The 17342-nt window shown below is 68.2% G+C and carries 12 protein-coding genes, 2 tRNA genes, 1 pseudogene and 1 riboswitch; of the genes and pseudogenes, 7 read left to right on the top strand and 8 right to left on the bottom strand.

What is annotated here, in order from left to right:
* Positions 1-96: 96 nt before the first annotated feature.
* The 3 genes from CFREN_RS08955 to CFREN_RS08945 form a co-directional block, all read right to left on the bottom strand.
* Entirely contained in the window at positions 97-768 is a 672-nt protein-coding gene (locus tag CFREN_RS08955; protein WP_209652431.1) for an MBL fold metallo-hydrolase, read from the bottom strand.
* A 56-nt stretch (positions 769-824) separates the two neighbouring features.
* A complete protein-coding gene (locus CFREN_RS08950; RefSeq protein ID WP_244979679.1) occupies positions 825-1892 on the bottom strand; it encodes an S-(hydroxymethyl)mycothiol dehydrogenase in 1068 nt (355 codons plus the stop codon).
* Between the two features lie 190 nt (positions 1893-2082).
* A complete protein-coding gene (locus tag CFREN_RS08945) occupies positions 2083-3708 on the bottom strand; it encodes a bifunctional hydroxymethylpyrimidine kinase/phosphomethylpyrimidine kinase (protein ID WP_244979506.1) in 1626 nt (541 codons plus the stop codon).
* Positions 3699-3796: riboswitch (TPP riboswitch) on the bottom strand. Its footprint overlaps the gene before it by 10 nt.
* A gap of 203 nt (positions 3797-3999) precedes the next feature.
* Here CFREN_RS08945 and CFREN_RS08940 point away from each other — a divergent pair.
* Positions 4000-4074, top strand: a tRNA-Asn gene (locus CFREN_RS08940).
* Positions 4075-4262: 188 nt separating this feature from the next.
* Here CFREN_RS08940 and CFREN_RS08935 read toward each other — a convergent pair.
* Positions 4263-4934 carry a LiaF domain-containing protein gene (locus CFREN_RS08935; protein WP_070519499.1) on the bottom strand — a complete coding sequence of 224 codons (672 nt, stop codon included), beginning with the start codon at positions 4932-4934 and terminating at the stop codon, positions 4263-4265.
* A 306-nt stretch (positions 4935-5240) separates the two neighbouring features.
* Between CFREN_RS08935 and phoH2 the strand changes: the two genes are divergently transcribed.
* Entirely contained in the window at positions 5241-6605 is a 1365-nt protein-coding gene (gene phoH2 / locus CFREN_RS08930; protein ID WP_246580224.1) for an RNA 5'-3' helicase PhoH2, read from the top strand.
* 66 nt (positions 6606-6671) lie between these two features.
* On the top strand, positions 6672-8300 hold the full coding sequence (locus CFREN_RS08925; protein ID WP_209652435.1) for a flavin-containing monooxygenase: 1629 nt from the start codon (positions 6672-6674) through the stop codon (positions 8298-8300).
* Positions 8301-8448: 148 nt separating this feature from the next.
* Here the strand turns inward: CFREN_RS08925 and CFREN_RS08920 are convergent, their stop codons facing one another.
* On the bottom strand, positions 8449-9270 hold the full coding sequence (locus CFREN_RS08920; protein ID WP_209652437.1) for an alpha/beta fold hydrolase: 822 nt from the start codon (positions 9268-9270) through the stop codon (positions 8449-8451).
* Between the two features lie 142 nt (positions 9271-9412).
* Positions 9413-10510: a ribokinase gene (locus tag CFREN_RS08915; RefSeq protein ID WP_244979507.1), complete on the bottom strand. Its 1098-nt coding sequence runs from the start codon at positions 10508-10510 to the stop codon at positions 9413-9415.
* Between the two features lie 151 nt (positions 10511-10661).
* Here CFREN_RS08915 and CFREN_RS08910 point away from each other — a divergent pair.
* Positions 10662-10735, top strand: a tRNA-Ile gene (locus CFREN_RS08910).
* Positions 10736-10801: 66 nt separating this feature from the next.
* Here CFREN_RS08910 and CFREN_RS08905 read toward each other — a convergent pair.
* On the bottom strand, positions 10802-12568 hold the full coding sequence (locus CFREN_RS08905; RefSeq protein WP_209652439.1) for an MFS transporter: 1767 nt from the start codon (positions 12566-12568) through the stop codon (positions 10802-10804).
* Between the two features lie 251 nt (positions 12569-12819).
* Positions 12820-13473, bottom strand: a pseudogene (locus tag CFREN_RS08900) (trimeric intracellular cation channel family protein); the annotation flags it as partial.
* 339 nt (positions 13474-13812) lie between these two features.
* Between CFREN_RS08900 and CFREN_RS08895 the strand changes: the two are divergent.
* Genes CFREN_RS08895 through CFREN_RS08885 form a run of 3 tightly spaced genes read left to right on the top strand, consistent with a single transcriptional unit; the run spans position 13813 to position 17248 of the window.
* Positions 13813-15207 carry a dicarboxylate/amino acid:cation symporter gene (locus CFREN_RS08895; protein WP_209652444.1) on the top strand — a complete coding sequence of 465 codons (1395 nt, stop codon included), beginning with the start codon at positions 13813-13815 and terminating at the stop codon, positions 15205-15207.
* Positions 15204-16055, top strand: coding sequence for a serine hydrolase domain-containing protein (locus CFREN_RS08890; RefSeq protein ID WP_209652446.1), 852 nt, complete (start codon positions 15204-15206; stop codon positions 16053-16055). The genes CFREN_RS08895 and CFREN_RS08890 overlap by 4 nt, the downstream gene beginning before the upstream one ends.
* A gap of 2 nt (positions 16056-16057) precedes the next feature.
* Positions 16058-17248, top strand: a complete 1191-nt coding sequence (locus CFREN_RS08885) for a hypothetical protein (protein ID WP_209652448.1) — start codon at positions 16058-16060, stop codon at positions 17246-17248.
* Positions 17249-17342: the final 94 nt, after the last annotated feature.

Below are 17342 nucleotides of genomic sequence, written 5' to 3'. Positions count from 1 at the left end.
GGCCGAATCCGGGGGCGTGATGGCTACGATGGCGTCGCCTGGCCCAAATCCGGGAGTGTGATGGATGCGGTGGCGTCGCTTGGGCCGAATCCCGGGTCAGTAGCCCCGGCGGATCCACTCCTCGAGATGCGGCGCCTCGCGGCCGATGGTGGTGTGGTCGCCGTGGCCGGTGCGGACGATGGTGTCCTCCGGCAGGGTCAGCAGGTTGTCGCGGATCGAGTCGATGATGGTGTCGAAGTCCGAGTAGGACCGGCCGGTCGCGCCGGGCCCGCCGGAAAACAGGGTGTCGCCGGAGAACAGCTCGCCGGCTTCGGGCACGTACAGGCAGCAGGACCCGGGGGAGTGGCCCGGGGTGTTGACGACGACGACCTCGGTGCCGGCGACTTCGAGCTTTTGGCCGTGCGTCAGGGGGGCGTGGCCCAGGTCGCCCCACGTCTGCTCCCACAGCATCTGGTCGCCGGGGTGGACGAGGATCGGGGCGTCGAGCTTCTCGGACAGTTCGGGGGCGACGGTGATGTGGTCGTTGTGCGCGTGGGTGCACACGATGGCCTTCACGCGGCGGCCGGCGACGGCGTCGATGATCGGCTGGGCGGTGTGCGCGGCGTCGACGACGATGACTTCGTCGTCGTTGCCGAAGACCCAGATGTTGTTGTCGACGTCCCATTCGCCGCCGTCGAGGGCGAACGTGCCGGACGTGACGACGTGGTCGATGAGCAGGTCGCCCTGCTTTCGGATGCGGTTGGCGGCGTCGTGCGAATCGGTGCTCATTGGTGCTCTCTTCCGGTTGTCGAAAGGGATGGTGCGGTGGGGAGGGGGCGGACGGGCTACAGCGTCACGACCGACCGCAGGACCTTGCCGGCCTTCATGGTGTCGAATGCTTCCTCGACGTCGTTCAGGCCGATGCGTTCGGTGACGAAGTCGCCCAGCGGCAGGCGGTCGTCGAGGGACAGGTCGACGAGCATGGGGAAGTCGCGTTCCGGCAGGCAGTCGCCGTACCAGCTCGACGTCAGGGAGCCGCCGCGGCCGAAGACGTCGAGCAGCGGCACCTCGAGGTTCATCGTCGGCGAGGGTACGCCGACGAGGACGACGCGGCCGGCGAGGTCGCGGGCGTAGAACGCCTGAACGTAGGTTTCGGGGCGGCCGACGGCGTCGATGACGACGTCGGCGCCGAAGCCGCCGGTGAGTTCCCGGATTTGCTTGACGACGGGGTCGTCTTCGCCGGTGGCGTCGGGTGCGGTGGCGGCGAGTTCCTTGGAGTTGATGACCTCGGTGGCGCCGAACTCGCGGGCGGTGGCGAGCTTGTCGTCGGAGATGTCGACGGCGATGATCGTCGTCGCTCCGGCCAGCTTCGCGCCGGCGATGGCGGCGGTGCCGACGCCGCCGCAGCCGATCACGGCGACGGATTCGCCGCGGGTGACTTCGCCGGTGTTGATCGCGGCGCCGATGCCGGCCATGACGCCGCAGCCGAGCAGGCCGACGACGGCGGGGTCGGCGGAGGGGTCGACCTTGGTGCACTGGCCTTCGTGGACGAGCGTCGCGTCGGAGAAGGCACCGATGCCCAGGGCCGGGGTCAGCTCGGTGCCGTCGGCAAGCGTCATGGGCTTGGATGCGTTGTGGGTGTCGAAGCAGTACTTCGGTTCGCCCTTCTTGCAGGCGCGGCACTGGCCGCACACGGCGCGCCAGTTGAGGACGACGAAGTCGCCGACCTTGACGTGGGTGACGGCGTCTCCGACCTCGGAGACGATGCCGGCGGCCTCGTGGCCGAGGAGGAAGGGGTAGTCGTCGGCGATGTCGCCGTCGCGGTAGGCCAGGTCGGTGTGGCAGACGCCGCAGGCCTGGACGTCGACGATGACGTCGTTGGCGCCGGGGGCGGGGATGACGATGTCGACCATCTCCACCGGGGCGCCCTTCGAGCGGGCGATGACGCCGCGCACGGTGCGGTGGGCGCCCGCGGCGGAAGCGGCGTCGGCGGTTCCGGCGGCGCCTTCGGGGTTGTCGGAAGCGGTCCGGGGATGGTTCGCGTCGTTGTCGGTCATGCGTCCCAGCGTAGGGAGACTTCCGGAATCATGCCCGCAGCCCGGCTCACCGGCGCATCGGCGCGGCGAAGAATTCCACCTCGTGCCAGGACGACAGTCGGAAGGCCCGGTCCATGGCGGCGCGCTCGGTGGTGGTGGCGGTGGTGGCGTGGCGGGAGCAGATGTCGATGGCCTTGGTGGTGTCGGCGTCGAAGGATTCGTCGGCGTAGGTGTCGAGCCATCGCGAGTACGGGTGGCTGGGGTGGTTGAGGGCGATGAGACGGTGGCCGATGTCGCGGTAGAGCCAGAAGCAGGGGAGGACGGCGGCGATGAGTTCGCCGTAGGAGCCGCGGGCGGCGGTGGCGACGAGGTGGTCGACGTAGGCGCGGGTGACCGGGGACGCATCGATGGCGCCGGCCCCGGTGTCGCCGGCGTCGTCGCCGAGGAAGCTGCGGTGCAGTTCCATTTCGCCGGCGAGGGCGCCGTGGGCGGCGTACGACCAGAACATCTGCTCGTCCTGCGTCGGCGCCAGCGCGGATGCGGCGGCCAGGGCGCGGGCGTAGCCGTTGAGGTACAGGGCGTCTTGGGCGAGGTAGAAGCGGAAGGCTTCTTCGGGCAGGGTGCCGGAACCGAGGCCCTTGACGAAGTCGAGGTCGTCGATGGCGTCGCGGAGGTCGGCGATCGATTCCCACCACTGGTCGGCGATGGTGGCGGCGTTGGGGGCGAGGCCGCGTTCCCACAGTCGCGCGAAGTGGTGGATGGGGCCGCTGCCGTGTCCGACGTCGAGTTCGTCGGCGTGGCGCAGGGAGGAGGTCATCCAGGATTTGGCGGTGTCGACGGCGAGCACGGGGTCGCCGGTGCGGGGCCACAGGGCGGCGATGGCCGCGGAGATGGAGCAGCCGGTGCCGTGGGTGTTGCGGGTGTCGATGCGGGGTCCGGTGAACCGTTCGGCGGAGCCGTCGGGGCGGACGAGGGCGTCGATGACGGTGTCGTCGGTGAGGTGGCCGCCCTTGGCCAGGACGAGGACGTCGTGGGCGGCGGCGACGGCGTGGGCTTGGTCGAGGGCTTCGCCGGCGGTGGCGGCGGGGGCGGTGCCGGCGAGGACGGCCAGTTCGGGGATGTTGGGGGTGACCAGGTCGACGTGGCGCAGCAGGTCGTGCAGGGCTTTTTCGGCGTCGGCCTTGAGCAGTCGGTCGCCGGAGGTGGCGACCATGACGGGGTCGAGGACGACGATGGGGGCGGGCGCGCCCTCGGGGGAGATCGTGCCGTCGACGGATTCGCCGGAAGCCCCGTCGTCGGAGTGGCTGGTGCGCTTGGGCAGCGTGTCGAGCCAGTCGGCGACTTCGGCGATGATGGGCGCATCGAAAAGCATGCCGATTTTGATGGCGTCGATGGTGACGTCATCGGACACCGCATCGAGTTGGGAGCGCAGGAATTCGATCGGCGGCACGTGGACGTCGCGGACCCCGGTGGTGTTCTGGCTGACGAGGGCGGTGACGACGCCCATGCCGTAGGCGCCGTGGGCGGAGAAGGCCTTCAGGTCGGCTTGCAGGCCGGCGCCGCCGCTGGGGTCGGTGCCGGCGATGGACAGCACGCGGGGGATGCGGCCGGTGACGGAGGCGCCGCAGGTGATGCAGCCGCCGTTCCAGTCGTCGGGGAACTGCCGGTATGCGGGTGTGCGTGCGTCGCCCATTGCAACATCCTTTCGCCGGTGTTGGCCGGATCAAGTTCGGCGGGTGTGTTCTCAGCCCGGTCCGTCGCGGGCACCCCGTGTCGCGCGTCACGTTAGCAAAGGTTGGGGGTTGCTTTGCGACGTCGTCCGTGGTGCCGGTCCGGTGTGCGGGTGCGGGCGCCGGTGGGGTGTGTGGCGCAGTTTCGCAATGCTCGGCGGTGGGGTGGAAATGCCGCGTGAACTGCTGATTTGGTGTCCATATGCGATCTGGGTAGAGTAATGATCCGTTGCACGGAGACGTGCCGGAGACATTCCTCCATAGCTCAATGGCAGAGCATTCGACTGTTAATCGAAGGGTTGCTGGTTCGAGTCCAGCTGGAGGAGCCAAAACAGCAGGTCAGAGGGTAAAACCTCTGGCCTGCTTTCGTCTTTTCGGTCGAAAAGGACCATTAAAGGACCGAAAAATGCAGGATTAATCCCCGCGCCGGGTGGCCGGGGCTTTCCCGTCGGCAGTCGCGCACGGTCAGATTGGGCATGAATCGTCAGTGGTCGCGCACGGTCAGGTCGGACATGAATCAGCGGTCGCGGACGATCAAGTCGGACATGAAGAGGAAGCCGTCGAGCACGACGGTCAGTCCGTTGGCCGGTGCGGATGACGAGGTCTTGTTCTTCACTTCGCCGAGCAGCGCCGTCGTGTCGTCGACGATGGCGGTGCCGGGCGGGACGATGATTTTCGCGTCGGAACAGAGGGCCTGGAAATCCAGGACGATCCGCTCGGCGGGCCAATCTGCCTGGCGCAGGTCGAGTTTCACCTCGCCGAGCAGGGCCCACCATGTGGTGTCGGCGCGCGGGGCCCAGCGTCCGGTGAACTTCTTGTCGGACAGCAGGGCGGGGCGTCCCTCTTGCCGGTCGGAGTCCGGGGTCCGGCCGATGAGCTCCAGGCCGTGGCCGGTGCGGCCCTCCGGGCGCGGTCGGTAGGGGTCGGGTTGGCGGTAGGGGTTGTCGCTCCGGGCGGTGCGCAGCGGATCCGGGGCGGGGGCGGTGTCGGCGGGGCGGGCCGATTCGATCCGTTCCAGGCGTCCCGCGATGGCGTCGAGTTCGGGGGAGTCGTCGGCGAGTTCGTCGTCCCATACCCGTGCGCAGAGCTCGTCGTACTCCCCGATGCTCAGTTCCGCGCGTCCGACGGCGGTTTCGAGCCTGGATTGCAGATGTTCGCGGCGCTCGTGGGGCGTTCCGGGGTTGGTCATGGGGTCGAAATTACCCGTTTCGGGGCCTGCCCGGTGGGGTCGGCGCGGGGGCGGACGGCGGCTGCGTGGACGTCGTCAAGCCTCTGAACTGCGATGATGTGGGCGTAGCCGCAACTTAACGGGAAGTTCATCTTCCACCAATGTGATTTCCACCCTCGTTACCTACCCTGGCGTGTGCCCGGCAGGGGGAAGCTGTCGGGCGGAACAGGAGCCACGTTGCGTACCACGACCGCGACCACTGACCGAAACCCTCTGATCCGGGATGGGGAGGTGGTGGCCGCGGGCGCGACGTCGCACGGCGCCACCATCGATTCCACCCTGCCCGCAGGCGGGTCCGACGATGCCGGACGCCGGGACACGGCGCTGCGCACCTACGTGCTGGACACGTCGGTGCTGTTGTCCGACCCGCACGCGCTGCGGAAGTTCGCCGAGCACTCCGTCGTGCTGCCGTTGGTGGTGATCAATGAACTTGAGGCCAAGCGGCACCACCCCGAGCTGGGCTGGTTCGCCCGGACGGCGTTGCGCCAGCTCGAGGAGCTGCGGCACCGCCACGAGCGCCTGGATCTGCCGGTGCCCGCCAACGATGAGGGCGGCACGCTGCAGGTGGAGCTCAATCACACGGACCCGTCGGTGTTGCCGGCGGGTTTTCGCAATGATGCCAACGATCACCGCATTTTGGCCTGCGCCCTGAATTTCCGGGCGGAGGGCCGGGACACGGTGTTGGTGACCAAGGACATTCCGCTGCGGGTCAAGGCCGGTGCGGTGGGGTTGCCGGCCGACGAGTACCACGCGCAGGATGTGGTGGTCACCGGCTACACGGGGTTGGCGCAGGTGGGGGTGGCGTCGGAGGACATCGATTCGTTGTTCCGCAACGGGTTCGTCGAGCTTTCCGACGATGCCGTCACCGAAGAGGGGACGCCCGCGTCGGAGTTGCCGGTGCATTGCGGGGTGCAGTTGACCGCGGGGTCGCAGTCGGCGTTGGGCCGCATCGTGCCGGGTGGTGCGGTTCGGCTGGTTCGCGGGGATGTGGAGGCCTTCGGTCTGCGGGGCCGTTCCGCGGAGCAGCGCATTGCGCTTGATCTGCTTCTCGACGACGAGGTCGGGATCGTTTCGCTCGGCGGCCGCGCCGGCACGGGCAAGTCCGCGTTGGCGTTGTGCGCCGGCCTGGAGGCCGTGTTGGAGCATGGCCGGCACCGCAAGATCGTCGTGTTCCGGCCGCTGTACGCGGTGGGCGGGCAGAATCTCGGTTACTTGCCGGGGTCGGAGAGCGAGAAGATGAATCCGTGGGCCCAGGCGGTGTACGACACGTTGGAGGGCCTGGTCAGCGAGAACGTCATGGATGAGATCCAGGCGCGGGGGATGCTCGAGGTGCTGCCGTTGACGCACATCCGCGGCCGCAGCCTTCACGACAGTTTCGTCATCGTCGACGAGGCGCAGTCGTTGGAGCGCAACGTGTTGCTGACGGTGTTGTCGCGCCTCGGCTCGAATTCGCGGGTGGTGCTCACCCATGATGTCGCGCAGCGCGACAACCTGCGGGTCGGGCGGCATGACGGTGTTGCGGCGATCATCGAGAAGCTCAAGGGCAACGCGTTGTTCGGGCACGTGACCTTGCAGCGGTCGGAGCGGTCGCGCATCGCCGAGTTGGTGACCAACCTGCTGGAAGAGGGGTAGGACGGGTTTTCCGGGACTCGGGGAAAAACCTCCCGCGTCGGCGACTCGGGCGCTATCGTACGTTCCATGAATGATTCGGTTCGCAAAACTGAGGTTCTGATCGTCGGCGCGGGTTTTTCCGGCATCACCGCCGGTGTCCGTCTTCTGCGTGAGGGGATCGAGGATTTCCAGATCATCGATCGTGGTCACGAGGTGGGCGGCACGTGGCGCGACAACACGTATCCGGGTGCGGCGTGTGACGTGCCCAGTCATCTGTATTCGTTGTCGTTCGCGCAGGACTTCGATTGGTCCCGCAGTTTCGGCACGCAGCCGGAGATCGCCGATTACCAGCGCAGCGTCGCGGTTCAGCAGGGTTTGTACCCGCATATCCGGTTCCGAACGGAGATGGTCGACGCCCGGTGGGATGATGCGGCGGGCCGGTGGTTGGTGACGACTCGCGAGTTTCCGCATGTGCTTGACGACGCCGACGGGCGCACCGCAGTGGCCACGTCGGGGGAGTTGGCCGACAAGGTGTTCGGCGGCGGCGCCGACGGGGGTGCACGGGATGGGGAGGTCGCGGCCGCGGAGCCGAAGACCACGACGTGGTCGGCCCGTGAGCTCGTTCTCGGCGTCGGTGCGTTGTGCGAGCCGCGGCTGCCGGACATCGAGGGGATCGGCGGGTTCGAGGGCACCATCTTCCATTCGTCGCGCTGGGATCATGATGTGGATTTGCGCGGCAAGCGGGTGGCGGTGATCGGCACGGGGGCTTCGGCGATCCAGATCATCCCGAAGATCGCCCCGATCGTCGGGCATCTGGACGTCTACCAGCGCACCGCCCCGTATGTGATTCCGCGGCTGGATCGTTCCTATGCCGGGTGGGAGCGGGCGGCGTTGCGCAACGTGCCGGGGCTGCGTCGGGTTGTTCGAGCGCAGGACTGGTTCTTCCGTGAGCTGCAGATTCCGGGGCTGACGAAGAACGACGCGTTGATGGCCCCGATCAAGGGGGTGTCGCTGGCGATGTTGCGGGCGCAGGTCCGGGACCGGAAGCTGCGGGAGAAGCTGACTCCGAAGTTCACCATCGGCTGCAAGCGCATGCTGATCTCGAACACGTATTACCCGGCGATCGCCCGGGACAACGTCGAGTTGGTCACCGATCCGATTCAGCGGGTCAACGCCCATTCGATCACGACGGCGGATGGCACGGAGCGTCCGATCGACGTGCTCATCGTCTGCACGGGTTTCCACGTCACCGACTCGCCGACGTTCGAGTTGGTCCACGGGCGTGACGGCGAGTCGCTGGCCGAGGCGTGGCGCCGCGAGGGCATGAGCGCCCACAAGGGCACCACCATTCACGGTTACCCGAACTTGTCGGTCCTCATGGGCCCGGCGACGGGCCTGGGGCATTCGTCGATGATCTACATGATCGAATCCCAGGCGAATTACTTCATGGACATGCTCCGGACGAAGCGCCGCCACGGTGTCGATGTTGCGGAGGTGTCGGAGCGCGCCCAGGGCGAGTGGAACGACTGGATTCGCAAGCGCCTGCCGGACACGGTGTGGGTCAGCGGTTGCGGTTCGTGGTACCTCGACGATCACGGCAATGCGCCGGCGGTGTGGCCGAGCTGGACGTGGAAATTCCGGTTGAAGACGAAGAAGTTCGACGCGTCGTCGTATGACCTGCGGGTGGCCCGGCCGGCGCTGGAACCGAGCCGCTAGCGTGCCATAGGAGACTCGAAGGGCGCGGGACCGGTTCGGTTCGGCGCCCTTTCGTGTGCCCGCCCCCCCCCGGGGGGCCAGGTGGCGGGCGGGCGGTGATCCGGTGGCGGCCCTGTGATGGGACGGTGATGGCCCGGTGGTGGGCCGGTCAGATTCGGGCGCTGCGGCGGATGCAGGCCGCGACGGTGTCGCCGTCGTCGACCATCGGCACGTGTCCCAGGCCGGGCAGCAGATGCAGTGGCACCTCGGGCAGCACGTCGTGGTGGCGCTTCCAACCGCGGATGAGGGTCAGGTCCGTGGTGCCCCAGTACACGGTCTGGGCGGCGTCGCCGACGGACGGGGAGTAGATGAAGTCCGCGGCCAGGCCGTGGTCGATGACCGTGTTGCGCAGCATGTTCTCCGCGTCGCGGACGACGGCATCGGGGTCGAGGCGCCAGGGCTTCGCCGAAAACATGCCGAACATCGAGGTGCGGCCGATCGCGGTCTTGGCCATGGCCGGCAGCACGGGCTTCAGGATCCGGCCGATGGCGCGCAGCGCGAGGAACTGCGCGACCGTGCGGCGCTGATCCCAGGGGCCGTGGAAGAACCCGGCCGGGTTGAACGCCGTCGCCGTCGCCGCGTGACCGCGCCGGGCCAGCTCCAGTGCGAAGTAACCGCCCAGCGAATTGCCCGCCACGTGGGGCTTTTCCCCGTCGGTCGAAACTTCGCGCAGGAAGGCGGCGAGTTCGTCGATCATCCTGTCGACGATGTCGTCGTCAAGCGAATCGGGATTCGGCGTTTCGCCGTGCCCTGGCAAGTCGATGGTGACCACCCGGAAGTGGTCGACGAGCCCGGGCAGCACGTCGTCCCAGGCGTGCCGTGAATGGCAGATGCCGTGGATGAGCACCAGCGTCGGTCCTTCGCCGTGGATGGAGTGGGCGATCGGCGACGAGGAGGCGTCGGCGTGGTTGGCGTCGGATTTCTGCGTCATGCGCGACAGGGTATTGGACACGAAACGAAAATGCGGCGGTTCGCCGGAAACCGCCGCGGAGAAGGTGGGGCCGCCGGTGCTCGAGGTCGCTCACGCGGTCGCGGGTGTTCGGCTGAGCCGCCGCCCCCGCCGGGTCAGTTCGTCAGTTCTTGGTGGTGCCCGTCTTCGTGGTGCCCTCCAGGCGGCGGCGCGCCGGGAAATCGTCGGCGGCGACGGTGGCCTGGAGGGTGGCGTAGTCCGCGTAGGACGACGTCGCGCCGAAGGAACGGACGGCCAGCGACCCGGCGGCGGTGCCCAGGGCGACGGCCCGTTCGAAGCTGCCGCCGCGGGCGAGTTCTGCGGCGATGGTGCCGGCGAAGGCGTCGCCGGCGCCGGTGGTGTCGACGATGTCCTCGGCGGGGACCTTCAGCGACGGCTGGTGCCACACGATGCCGTCGCCGCCGTCGACTACGGCGCGGGCGTAGACGCTGCCTTCGTCGCCCAGGGAGATGACCACCGACGGGCAGTACTGCAGCAGCGAGTCGATCTGGCCGGCCAGGTCGCCGCGGCGGATGCCTTCGGAGGCGCCGAGCTTGCGCAGCACTTCCCATGCTTCGGTGGCGTTGACGATGAGCGGGTCGGCGCTGTCGATGAGCGTCGGCGTCACCACGGTGACGGGCGCGAGGTTGAGGATGAATCGGGTGCCGTGCAGGTTGGCGATCATGCCGAGCTGTTCGGTGGCGTCGGGGCGCAGTTCGCCCTGGGCGAGGAGGACGTCGGCTCCGGTGATTTCGTCGGTGAAGTCCGTCGGCTCTGTGACGGTGTTGGCGCCGCGGGTGACGAACACCATGTGGTGGCCGTCGGGCGTCGCCGCGATGTAGGCGGAGCCGGTCGGTTCGTCCCAGGTGGTGCGCACGGAGTGGGTGTCGACGCCGTGGGCGGCCAGTTCCGCAAGGACGAGATCGGCGGCGGGGTCTTCGCCGACGGTGCCGGCCATGATGGCGCGGACGTCGGCGTGTGCGACGGCGGATGCCTGGTTGGCGCCCTTGCCGCCGAGGGACAGCGAGCTGTCGTCGACGATCGCCGATTCGCCGGGGGCGGGGAATTCGGGGACGCGGGCGAGGGTGTCCTGGTGGATGGATCCGCAGATCACCACGGCCGGCTCACCGGGGTCGGCATCCGGCATCAGGCGCTCGACGGTGGCGTCGATGGGCTGGATGGTGCGGTGTGTGCCGGGGCGGCGGCGGTGGTGGTTCTGCATGCCCACAACTTTGCCATGAGCGGCGGAAACGCGCCCGGGGGAGCGGTGCCCGTGCTTTGCGACGTCCATGTCCGCGTCGTCCGCCGGGCTTGGTAGATTGAGCCGGTGCGCACGCGCGGGCGTTTCCCGTTTTCGGGGTCGTTTCGCTTTCGCCCCTGTAGCTCAGTCGGTTAGAGCCGTGGACTCATAATCCATAGGTCGCGGGTTCGAGCCCCGCCGGGGGCACGGTGACGCATGCCGCCCCGCCGGTTGGTTCCGGTGGGGCGGTGGTCGTCGAGGGGGAGTGTGGTTCTACTTCACGGGTGCGTCGGTGGGGGCTTCGGCATCGGATTCCGCGTGGCTGCGGCGCACCATCAGGGCGCAGACGAAGCCGATGGTCAGGGCCGCGACCGCCGAAAACAGCGACAACCTGGTCGCGTCGGCGAAGAGCTTGGACAGCGGCGCGATGATGTCGGCGGGGGCGCCCTGGGCCCGCAGCGCATTGAGCAGTCCGCCCGCCGAATCCGACAGCGGTTCGGCGAAGTGGGCCACCGACGGCGGGAGGTCGCCGGCGTTGGTCCGGATGCCCACCGTCAGCATCGCCCCGGCGAGTGCGGCGCCGAGCGCGGAGCCGACCTGCCGGATGGTCGACTGGGTGGCGGAGGCCTGTCCCGACAGCGATTCCGGGATGTCGCCGAGCACCAGCGACGTCAGCTGCGCCGAGGCCAGGCCCAGGCCCAGGCCGTAGATCGTCAGGGCCACGACGACGAGCCACAGCGGCTGCTCGGGGCGTTCCTCCGCCGCCAGTTGCAGGGCGCCGAAGACCTCCAGGCCCAGGCCGAGCAGCACCACGCCGGGGGCTCCGATGCGTGCGGCGAGGTGGCGGGCCATGGCGCCGGACAGGAATGCGCCGAGGGCCATGCCGGCGAGGATGACGCCGGTGACCACGGTCGACAGTCCGACGGCGGAGATCAGATACAGCGGGAGGACGAAGACCAGGGCGAATTCGCCGATGGCGACCATCAGCGCCGTCGCGTTGCCCCAGCTGAAGGTGGGGTAGCGGAACATGCCCAGTTCCAGCAGGACGGGCGCGTCGGCCCTGGACCGGGGCTTTTCGACGAAAACGAAGGCGGTCAGGGACACCGTCGCGATGACCAGGGCGATGCCCGCGGCCGAGGGGAAGTTGGCCGGCCAGTCGAGCGGGCCGATGGAGAAGGGGCGGATCTGGGTGAAGAAGCCGATCTTGGGGCCTTCGATGATGCCGAAGACCAGGGTGCCGAAGCCGACTGCCGACAGCACGAAGCCCGCCACGTCGAACCGTCGGATCCGGAGCAATGTGGTGTCGTCTTCGTTCTCGTCGTCCACGTCGCTTGCACGGCGGTCGTCGTCGGTCGGGCGTGCCGCGGCACGATGGGCGGTGTCGTCGGCGGAGGAGTCGTCGTCACGCACCGAGGTTTCCGGCACCACCGCCAGACCCGCGACGATGAGGGCGACCCCGATGGGGACGTTGACCCAGAAAATCGATTCCCAGCCGATGTTTTCGGTGAGCAGGCCGCCGGCGAGGGGGCCGATGGCGGCGGCACCGGCCATCACCGCGCCCCACACGCCGAAGGCGGCGGCACGTTCGCGGCCCCGGAAGACCACGTTGACCGTCGACAGCGTCGACGGCAGAATCGCCGCGCCACCCAGGCCCTGGATCACGCGGGCGCCGATGAGGGACCCGCCGCCGGTGGCCAACGCCGCCATCACTGAACCGACGGTGAACAGGGCGACGCCGACGAGGAACAGCCGGCGACGGCCCGTGAAGTCGCCGATCCGGCCGGCGGTGAGCAGGAAGGCGGCGAAGACCACCGCGTAGAGGCTGGTCACCCACTGGGCTCCGGCCAAGTCCAGGCCGAGCTCCCGGATGATGGTGGGCATGGAGACGCCGACGATGGTGCCGTCCAGGACCACCAGGCCGAGGCCGCAGGCGAGGACCGCCAACGCCGCCCAGCGGCGGGGATAGGGGGATTCGGTGGTGCCCGGGCGCCGCTCCGGGGTGCCGGTGCGGTCGCCGGCGGCGCCTGATGTCGTGGTCATGTCCATCACGCTATGCCCCGGAAACGGCCGTGGACATCAATGGAAAGTGTGAACTTTTCGGCGCGGTTGGACGGCGCCGTTTGCCGGGTGCGCGCTCAATCCGAGGTTGGCCGGCCCTCCGGATCATCGTTCGCGCCGTTGGCCGAGCGGGAATCGGATCCGTCCGAGTTGCCCGAGCTGACCGAGTTGGCCGACCCATTGCCGCCCGAGCCGGCCGATCCGTTGCCGCCCGTCGAGCTCTTGGAGTTCCAGCGGAAGAAGTTCCACAGGCGGTGGTTGGGGTCGCGCTGGTAGTCGCGTTCCTGGTAGTCGAACACGGGCAGGCCCCAGCCGCGCCAGATGGACAGGAGGCGGGTGACGAAGGCGACGGTCACCGACGTGATGATCGTCGCCGTTTCGGAGGCGCCCATCCAATCCAGAGCGAAGTAGACGACCGTCGCGAACAGCGCGATGGAGGCGTAGAGCTCCTTCTGGAACACCAGGGGCACGCGGTCGCACAGCAGATCGCGCAGCACGCCGCCGAAGACGCCGGTGAGCACCGCCGCCACCACGGCGATGATGAAGCCGTATCCCATCTCCAGGGCGATGCGGATGCCGATCACCGCGAAGGCGGACAGGCCCACCGCGTCGAGGACCAGGAACAGCACCCGGAAGTGCTCCATGAGGAAGGAGATGGACACCGTCAAAATCGCGGCGCCGATGATGAGCAGCAGGTATTGCGGATCTTCGACCCACACCAGCGGATAGTGGCCCAATATCAGGTCGCGGATGGTGCCGCCGCCGATGGCGGTGACGCAGGCGATGGTGGATACGCCGAAGAGGTCCATTTTCTGGCGTCCGGCGGCCAGCGCGCCGGTCATGCCTTCGGCGGTGATGCCGATGACCCACAACACATGGAGCAGCATGGTTCAACGGTAGACCATCGGGGCGCGGGTGTCGGCGGGTACGTCGCGTCGGTTCCAGCGGCAGTTCCAGCGGAGGTCTCCGGGCCGTTTGTTGACAGACCAATCTGTCTGCTTCTAGTCTGTCGGCCATGTCGATGATGCTCACTCGCAGGCTCTGGTTGGACCAGGGCCACGTGCACGGGGACATGTGTCCGCGCCCCGTGACCTTCGTCTGATCGATCCGCCCGCCGCCGACGTCGGCACCGGCGGATCCCCGTATCCTGCACCGCGCGTCACCTCGCGCACCCCCGCACCCCGATCGCGTTCGCGCCCGCGCCCATCCGTGCCGGCGAACGCGCGATGTCGCGGGCTCATCAGAAAGGCTCTACCGTGAGCACCTCTTCTTCGGCGACCGATCATCGCCGCTTTCTTCCTTCGTGGGTTCCTTCTTGGGCCACCGGTTTCGGGGCCCAGGTCATCTATGGCCTCATCATCGGCCTGATCCTCGGTTTCGTCGCCCGCGGCACGGCGGAAGGGTCCGGGCTGCGCGCCGTGCTCGATTCCGTCGGCGGCGCGTACGTGCAGCTGCTCAAGTTGATGGTTCCGCCGTTGGTGGTCACCGCGGTGATCACGTCGGTGGCCAATCTGCGCAAGGTCACCAATGCCGCGCGCCTGGCCTTGTCGACGTTGCTGTGGTTCGCGGCCACGTCCTTCGCGTCGGTGGTCGCCGGCATCCTCATCGGCGTGTGGCTCAAGCCCGGCATCGGCTCCTCCGTCGACGCCGCCGCCGCGGAGGCCCCGTCGTCGACGGGTTCGTGGTGGGCGTTTCTCGCCGGCATCGTGCCGGACAACATCCTCGGCCTGGGCGTGAAGGTGACGGAGGATGGCGCCGACCCGGTGTTCAACGTCCTGCAGTTGCTGGTCATCTCCATTGCGTTGGGCATCGCGGCGGTGAAGGTCGGGGCTCCGGCCGAGCCGTTCCTGCGGGGCACGGAGTCGCTGCTGAAGATCATCCAGAAGGTCCTGTGGTGGATCATCCGCCTGGCGCCGATCGGCACGGCGGCGCTCATCGGCCGCGCCGTCGCCGAGTACGGCTGGGAGGCGTTGGGTTCGCTGGGCAAGTTCGTCGTCGCCATCTACGTCGGTCTGCTCGTCGTCATCGGCGTCATCTACCCGGCGGTGCTCAAGCTCAACGGTCTGCCGGTGGGCGGGTTCTTCAAGCGCGTGTGGCCGGTGACGTCGCTGGGCTTCGTCACGCGGTCGTCGATGGGCGTCATGCCGGTCACGCAGCGCGTCACGGAGCGTCGTCTCGGTGTGCCGCAGGAGTATTCGTCGTTCGCCGTCCCGTTGGGCGCGACGACGAAGATGGACGGTTGCGCCGCGATTTACCCGGCCATCGCCGCGTTGTTCGTGGCGCAGTTCTACGGTCTGGAGTTGGGGGCGACGGATTACCTGCTCATCGTCATCGTCTCCGTGCTCGGGTCGGCGGCGACGGCCGGCACGACCGGTGCGACGGTCATGCTCACCCTGACCCTGTCGACGCTGGGTCTGCCGCTGGAGGGCGTCGGCCTGCTGCTGGCGGTCGAGCCGATCGTCGACATGGGCCGCACCGCGGTCAACGTCACGGGTCAGGCGCTGGTTCCGGCGGTCGTGGCCAAGCGAGCCGGCATTCTCGACGAGGAGGCCTTCGAGGGCGAGCCCCGTTCGCTTGACGACGACGCCGTCTCCGACTCCCGCGTTAGCCTGGGAGCATGACCGAGCTTTCCTCCGCCCTGTCCAGCAGCCTTGCCGCAGTCGACGAATGGCCCGTGAAATCCGTGTGCGCCGCAGCCCGCGGCGCCGACGGGAAGTGGGTCGTCCACGGTGATGCATCGCGCGTGTATGGCCTGGCCAGCGTGACCAAGCTGCTGTCGGCCCACGCGATGCTGGTGGCGGTGGAGGAGGGCGTGTTCGACCTCGACGACGAGCTCGGCCCGCCCGGTTCGACCGTGCGGCATCTGCTGTCGCATGCCTCCGGCGTGGGGTTCGCGTCGCCCAAGCCGGAGCGGGAGCCGGGGGAGCGGCGGCTGTATTCGTCGGCGGGGTTCGACATCATCGCCGACCGCATCGCCGACGAAGCCGGGATGAGTTTCGCGGCGTACCTGCGGGAGGCGACGTTCCAGCCGTTGGGCATGGAGTCGTCTGTGCTGCATGGTTCGGCCGGCCACGCCGGCGAGGGGTCGGTGGCGGACCTGATGAAGTTCGCCGACGAGATCCTCGCCCCGGCGGTGCTGCACCCCGACACCGTCGCCGAAGCGCTGACCGTGCAGTTTCCCGGTCTGAATGGCGTCGTGCCGGGGTATGGGGCGCAGAAGCCGGCTGACTGGGGGCTGGGGTTCGAGATCTTCTCCCGCCCCGAGTCCCGCCAGGGCCTGTGGTTCGGCGAGTCGATGCCGGGTGACGTCGCCGGGCATTTCGGACAGGCCGGCACGTTCCTGTGGCTGCACGCGCCGACGGGCCGCGCCTGCGTGGTGCTCACCGACCGGCCCTTCGGCGAGTGGGCCAAGCCGCTGTGGACCGACTTCAACGACGAGCTGTGGTCGGCGTTCGAGGCTGCGGAGTAAAGATGGCGGGCTTCCTGCGGGAATCGGGTTTCGAACCGTGGCCCGATCCTCCCGCCGCTTTCCCCGACTACGTTCCCGAGGTCGGCGACGGCTGCTTTTTCGGAATGTTCGCGCCGCCGGACAAGGTTTTGGTGGGGGAGCACACCGGCGTGCGGTGCCCGCCGACGGTGCAATTGCTTTTCCCGCGGGCGATTGGGGGAGTCGAACCTGCGGCGTTGGCCGAGTGGTACTCCGAACTGGAGCTTTGCCCGTACGTCGAGATGAATCTGCTGTGGCTGCATGCGAGCGTGCGGCAGTCCCCGGGTTCCGTGCTGTTCCTGTGGAATTACACGGCCGTCGCCGTCGAGGAATCCGGCGATGGGTTCGCCTGCATGACCGGATACGAGGGCGTATGCGGCGATGAGGGGACGGAACTGAGGCGGATGCCCGTGGGGTCGTTGTTGGCGCTGGTCGCGGACTTTCGGGACACCGGGTTCTTCGGGGAAGGGCCCGTCCGCGATTTCGGGGACTTCTGGAGGCTCATGCGTTCCCACGCCGGGGTGAGCGTCGACGGCGAAGCGCCGGCGGCGAACGCGCCCCGGGCCGACCACCATGTCGATGAAGACGTTCTGGTCGAGTGCGGTCCTTTCACCGGTTGGCTGTTTCATCCCCTGGGCCGGGTTGATCCCCTGGGCCGGGACGGCGGCGGGGATGGGGACGACATCGTCGTCGCAACGTCGTCGCGTTATGGCGCTGTTCGTTCGCGCGTTCGCCCCGGGGCCGGAATCGCCGGTGAGTTTGCGCACGCCGCCCCGCAGCTCCGCGAATTCCTTCGGAGAGTCGCCGATTCGGGGTCGGATGTTCTGCGCATCGCCTTCGACGTGGCGATGGAGGAAGACGGGCTTCCCGCGGATCTTCGGGATGTCGATGATTCGATCCGATTTCGCAGGTTTGTGTTCCGGCTCTTGCTGGATTTTTGGCTCCACATGAGCGATGCGCTCATGTCGGTGGCCGACATCGATGAGTTCATTGATCTTCGGCGCTTTTCCGGTATGCGGGACGCCACCGAATACGACGCACCGAGTATTCCCGCTTACCTGAAACCATGGTCGTCTCTCGAGATCGATGCCGGCACACCATCGTTTCCGCTGAAGGTGGGCGCGGATACCGTCGTGTCGGTGGTTTTCCGCGATCTTGAGGGAATCATCGACTAGCGATCCGGTTCAGCGGACGGCGGGTCCGGAGCCATCTCGTCGCGTACGTGCATCCGCGGGATCCGCCGTTTCCCGGCGTGCAGAGGGCAAATGG

Origin of the sequence: Corynebacterium freneyi (assembly GCF_030408835.1) — a bacterium.
Lineage (GTDB): Bacteria > Actinomycetota > Actinomycetes > Mycobacteriales > Mycobacteriaceae > Corynebacterium > Corynebacterium freneyi.
Note: the sequence above shows the minus strand (reverse complement) of the source record. Positions and strands in the feature narration are given on the sequence as shown.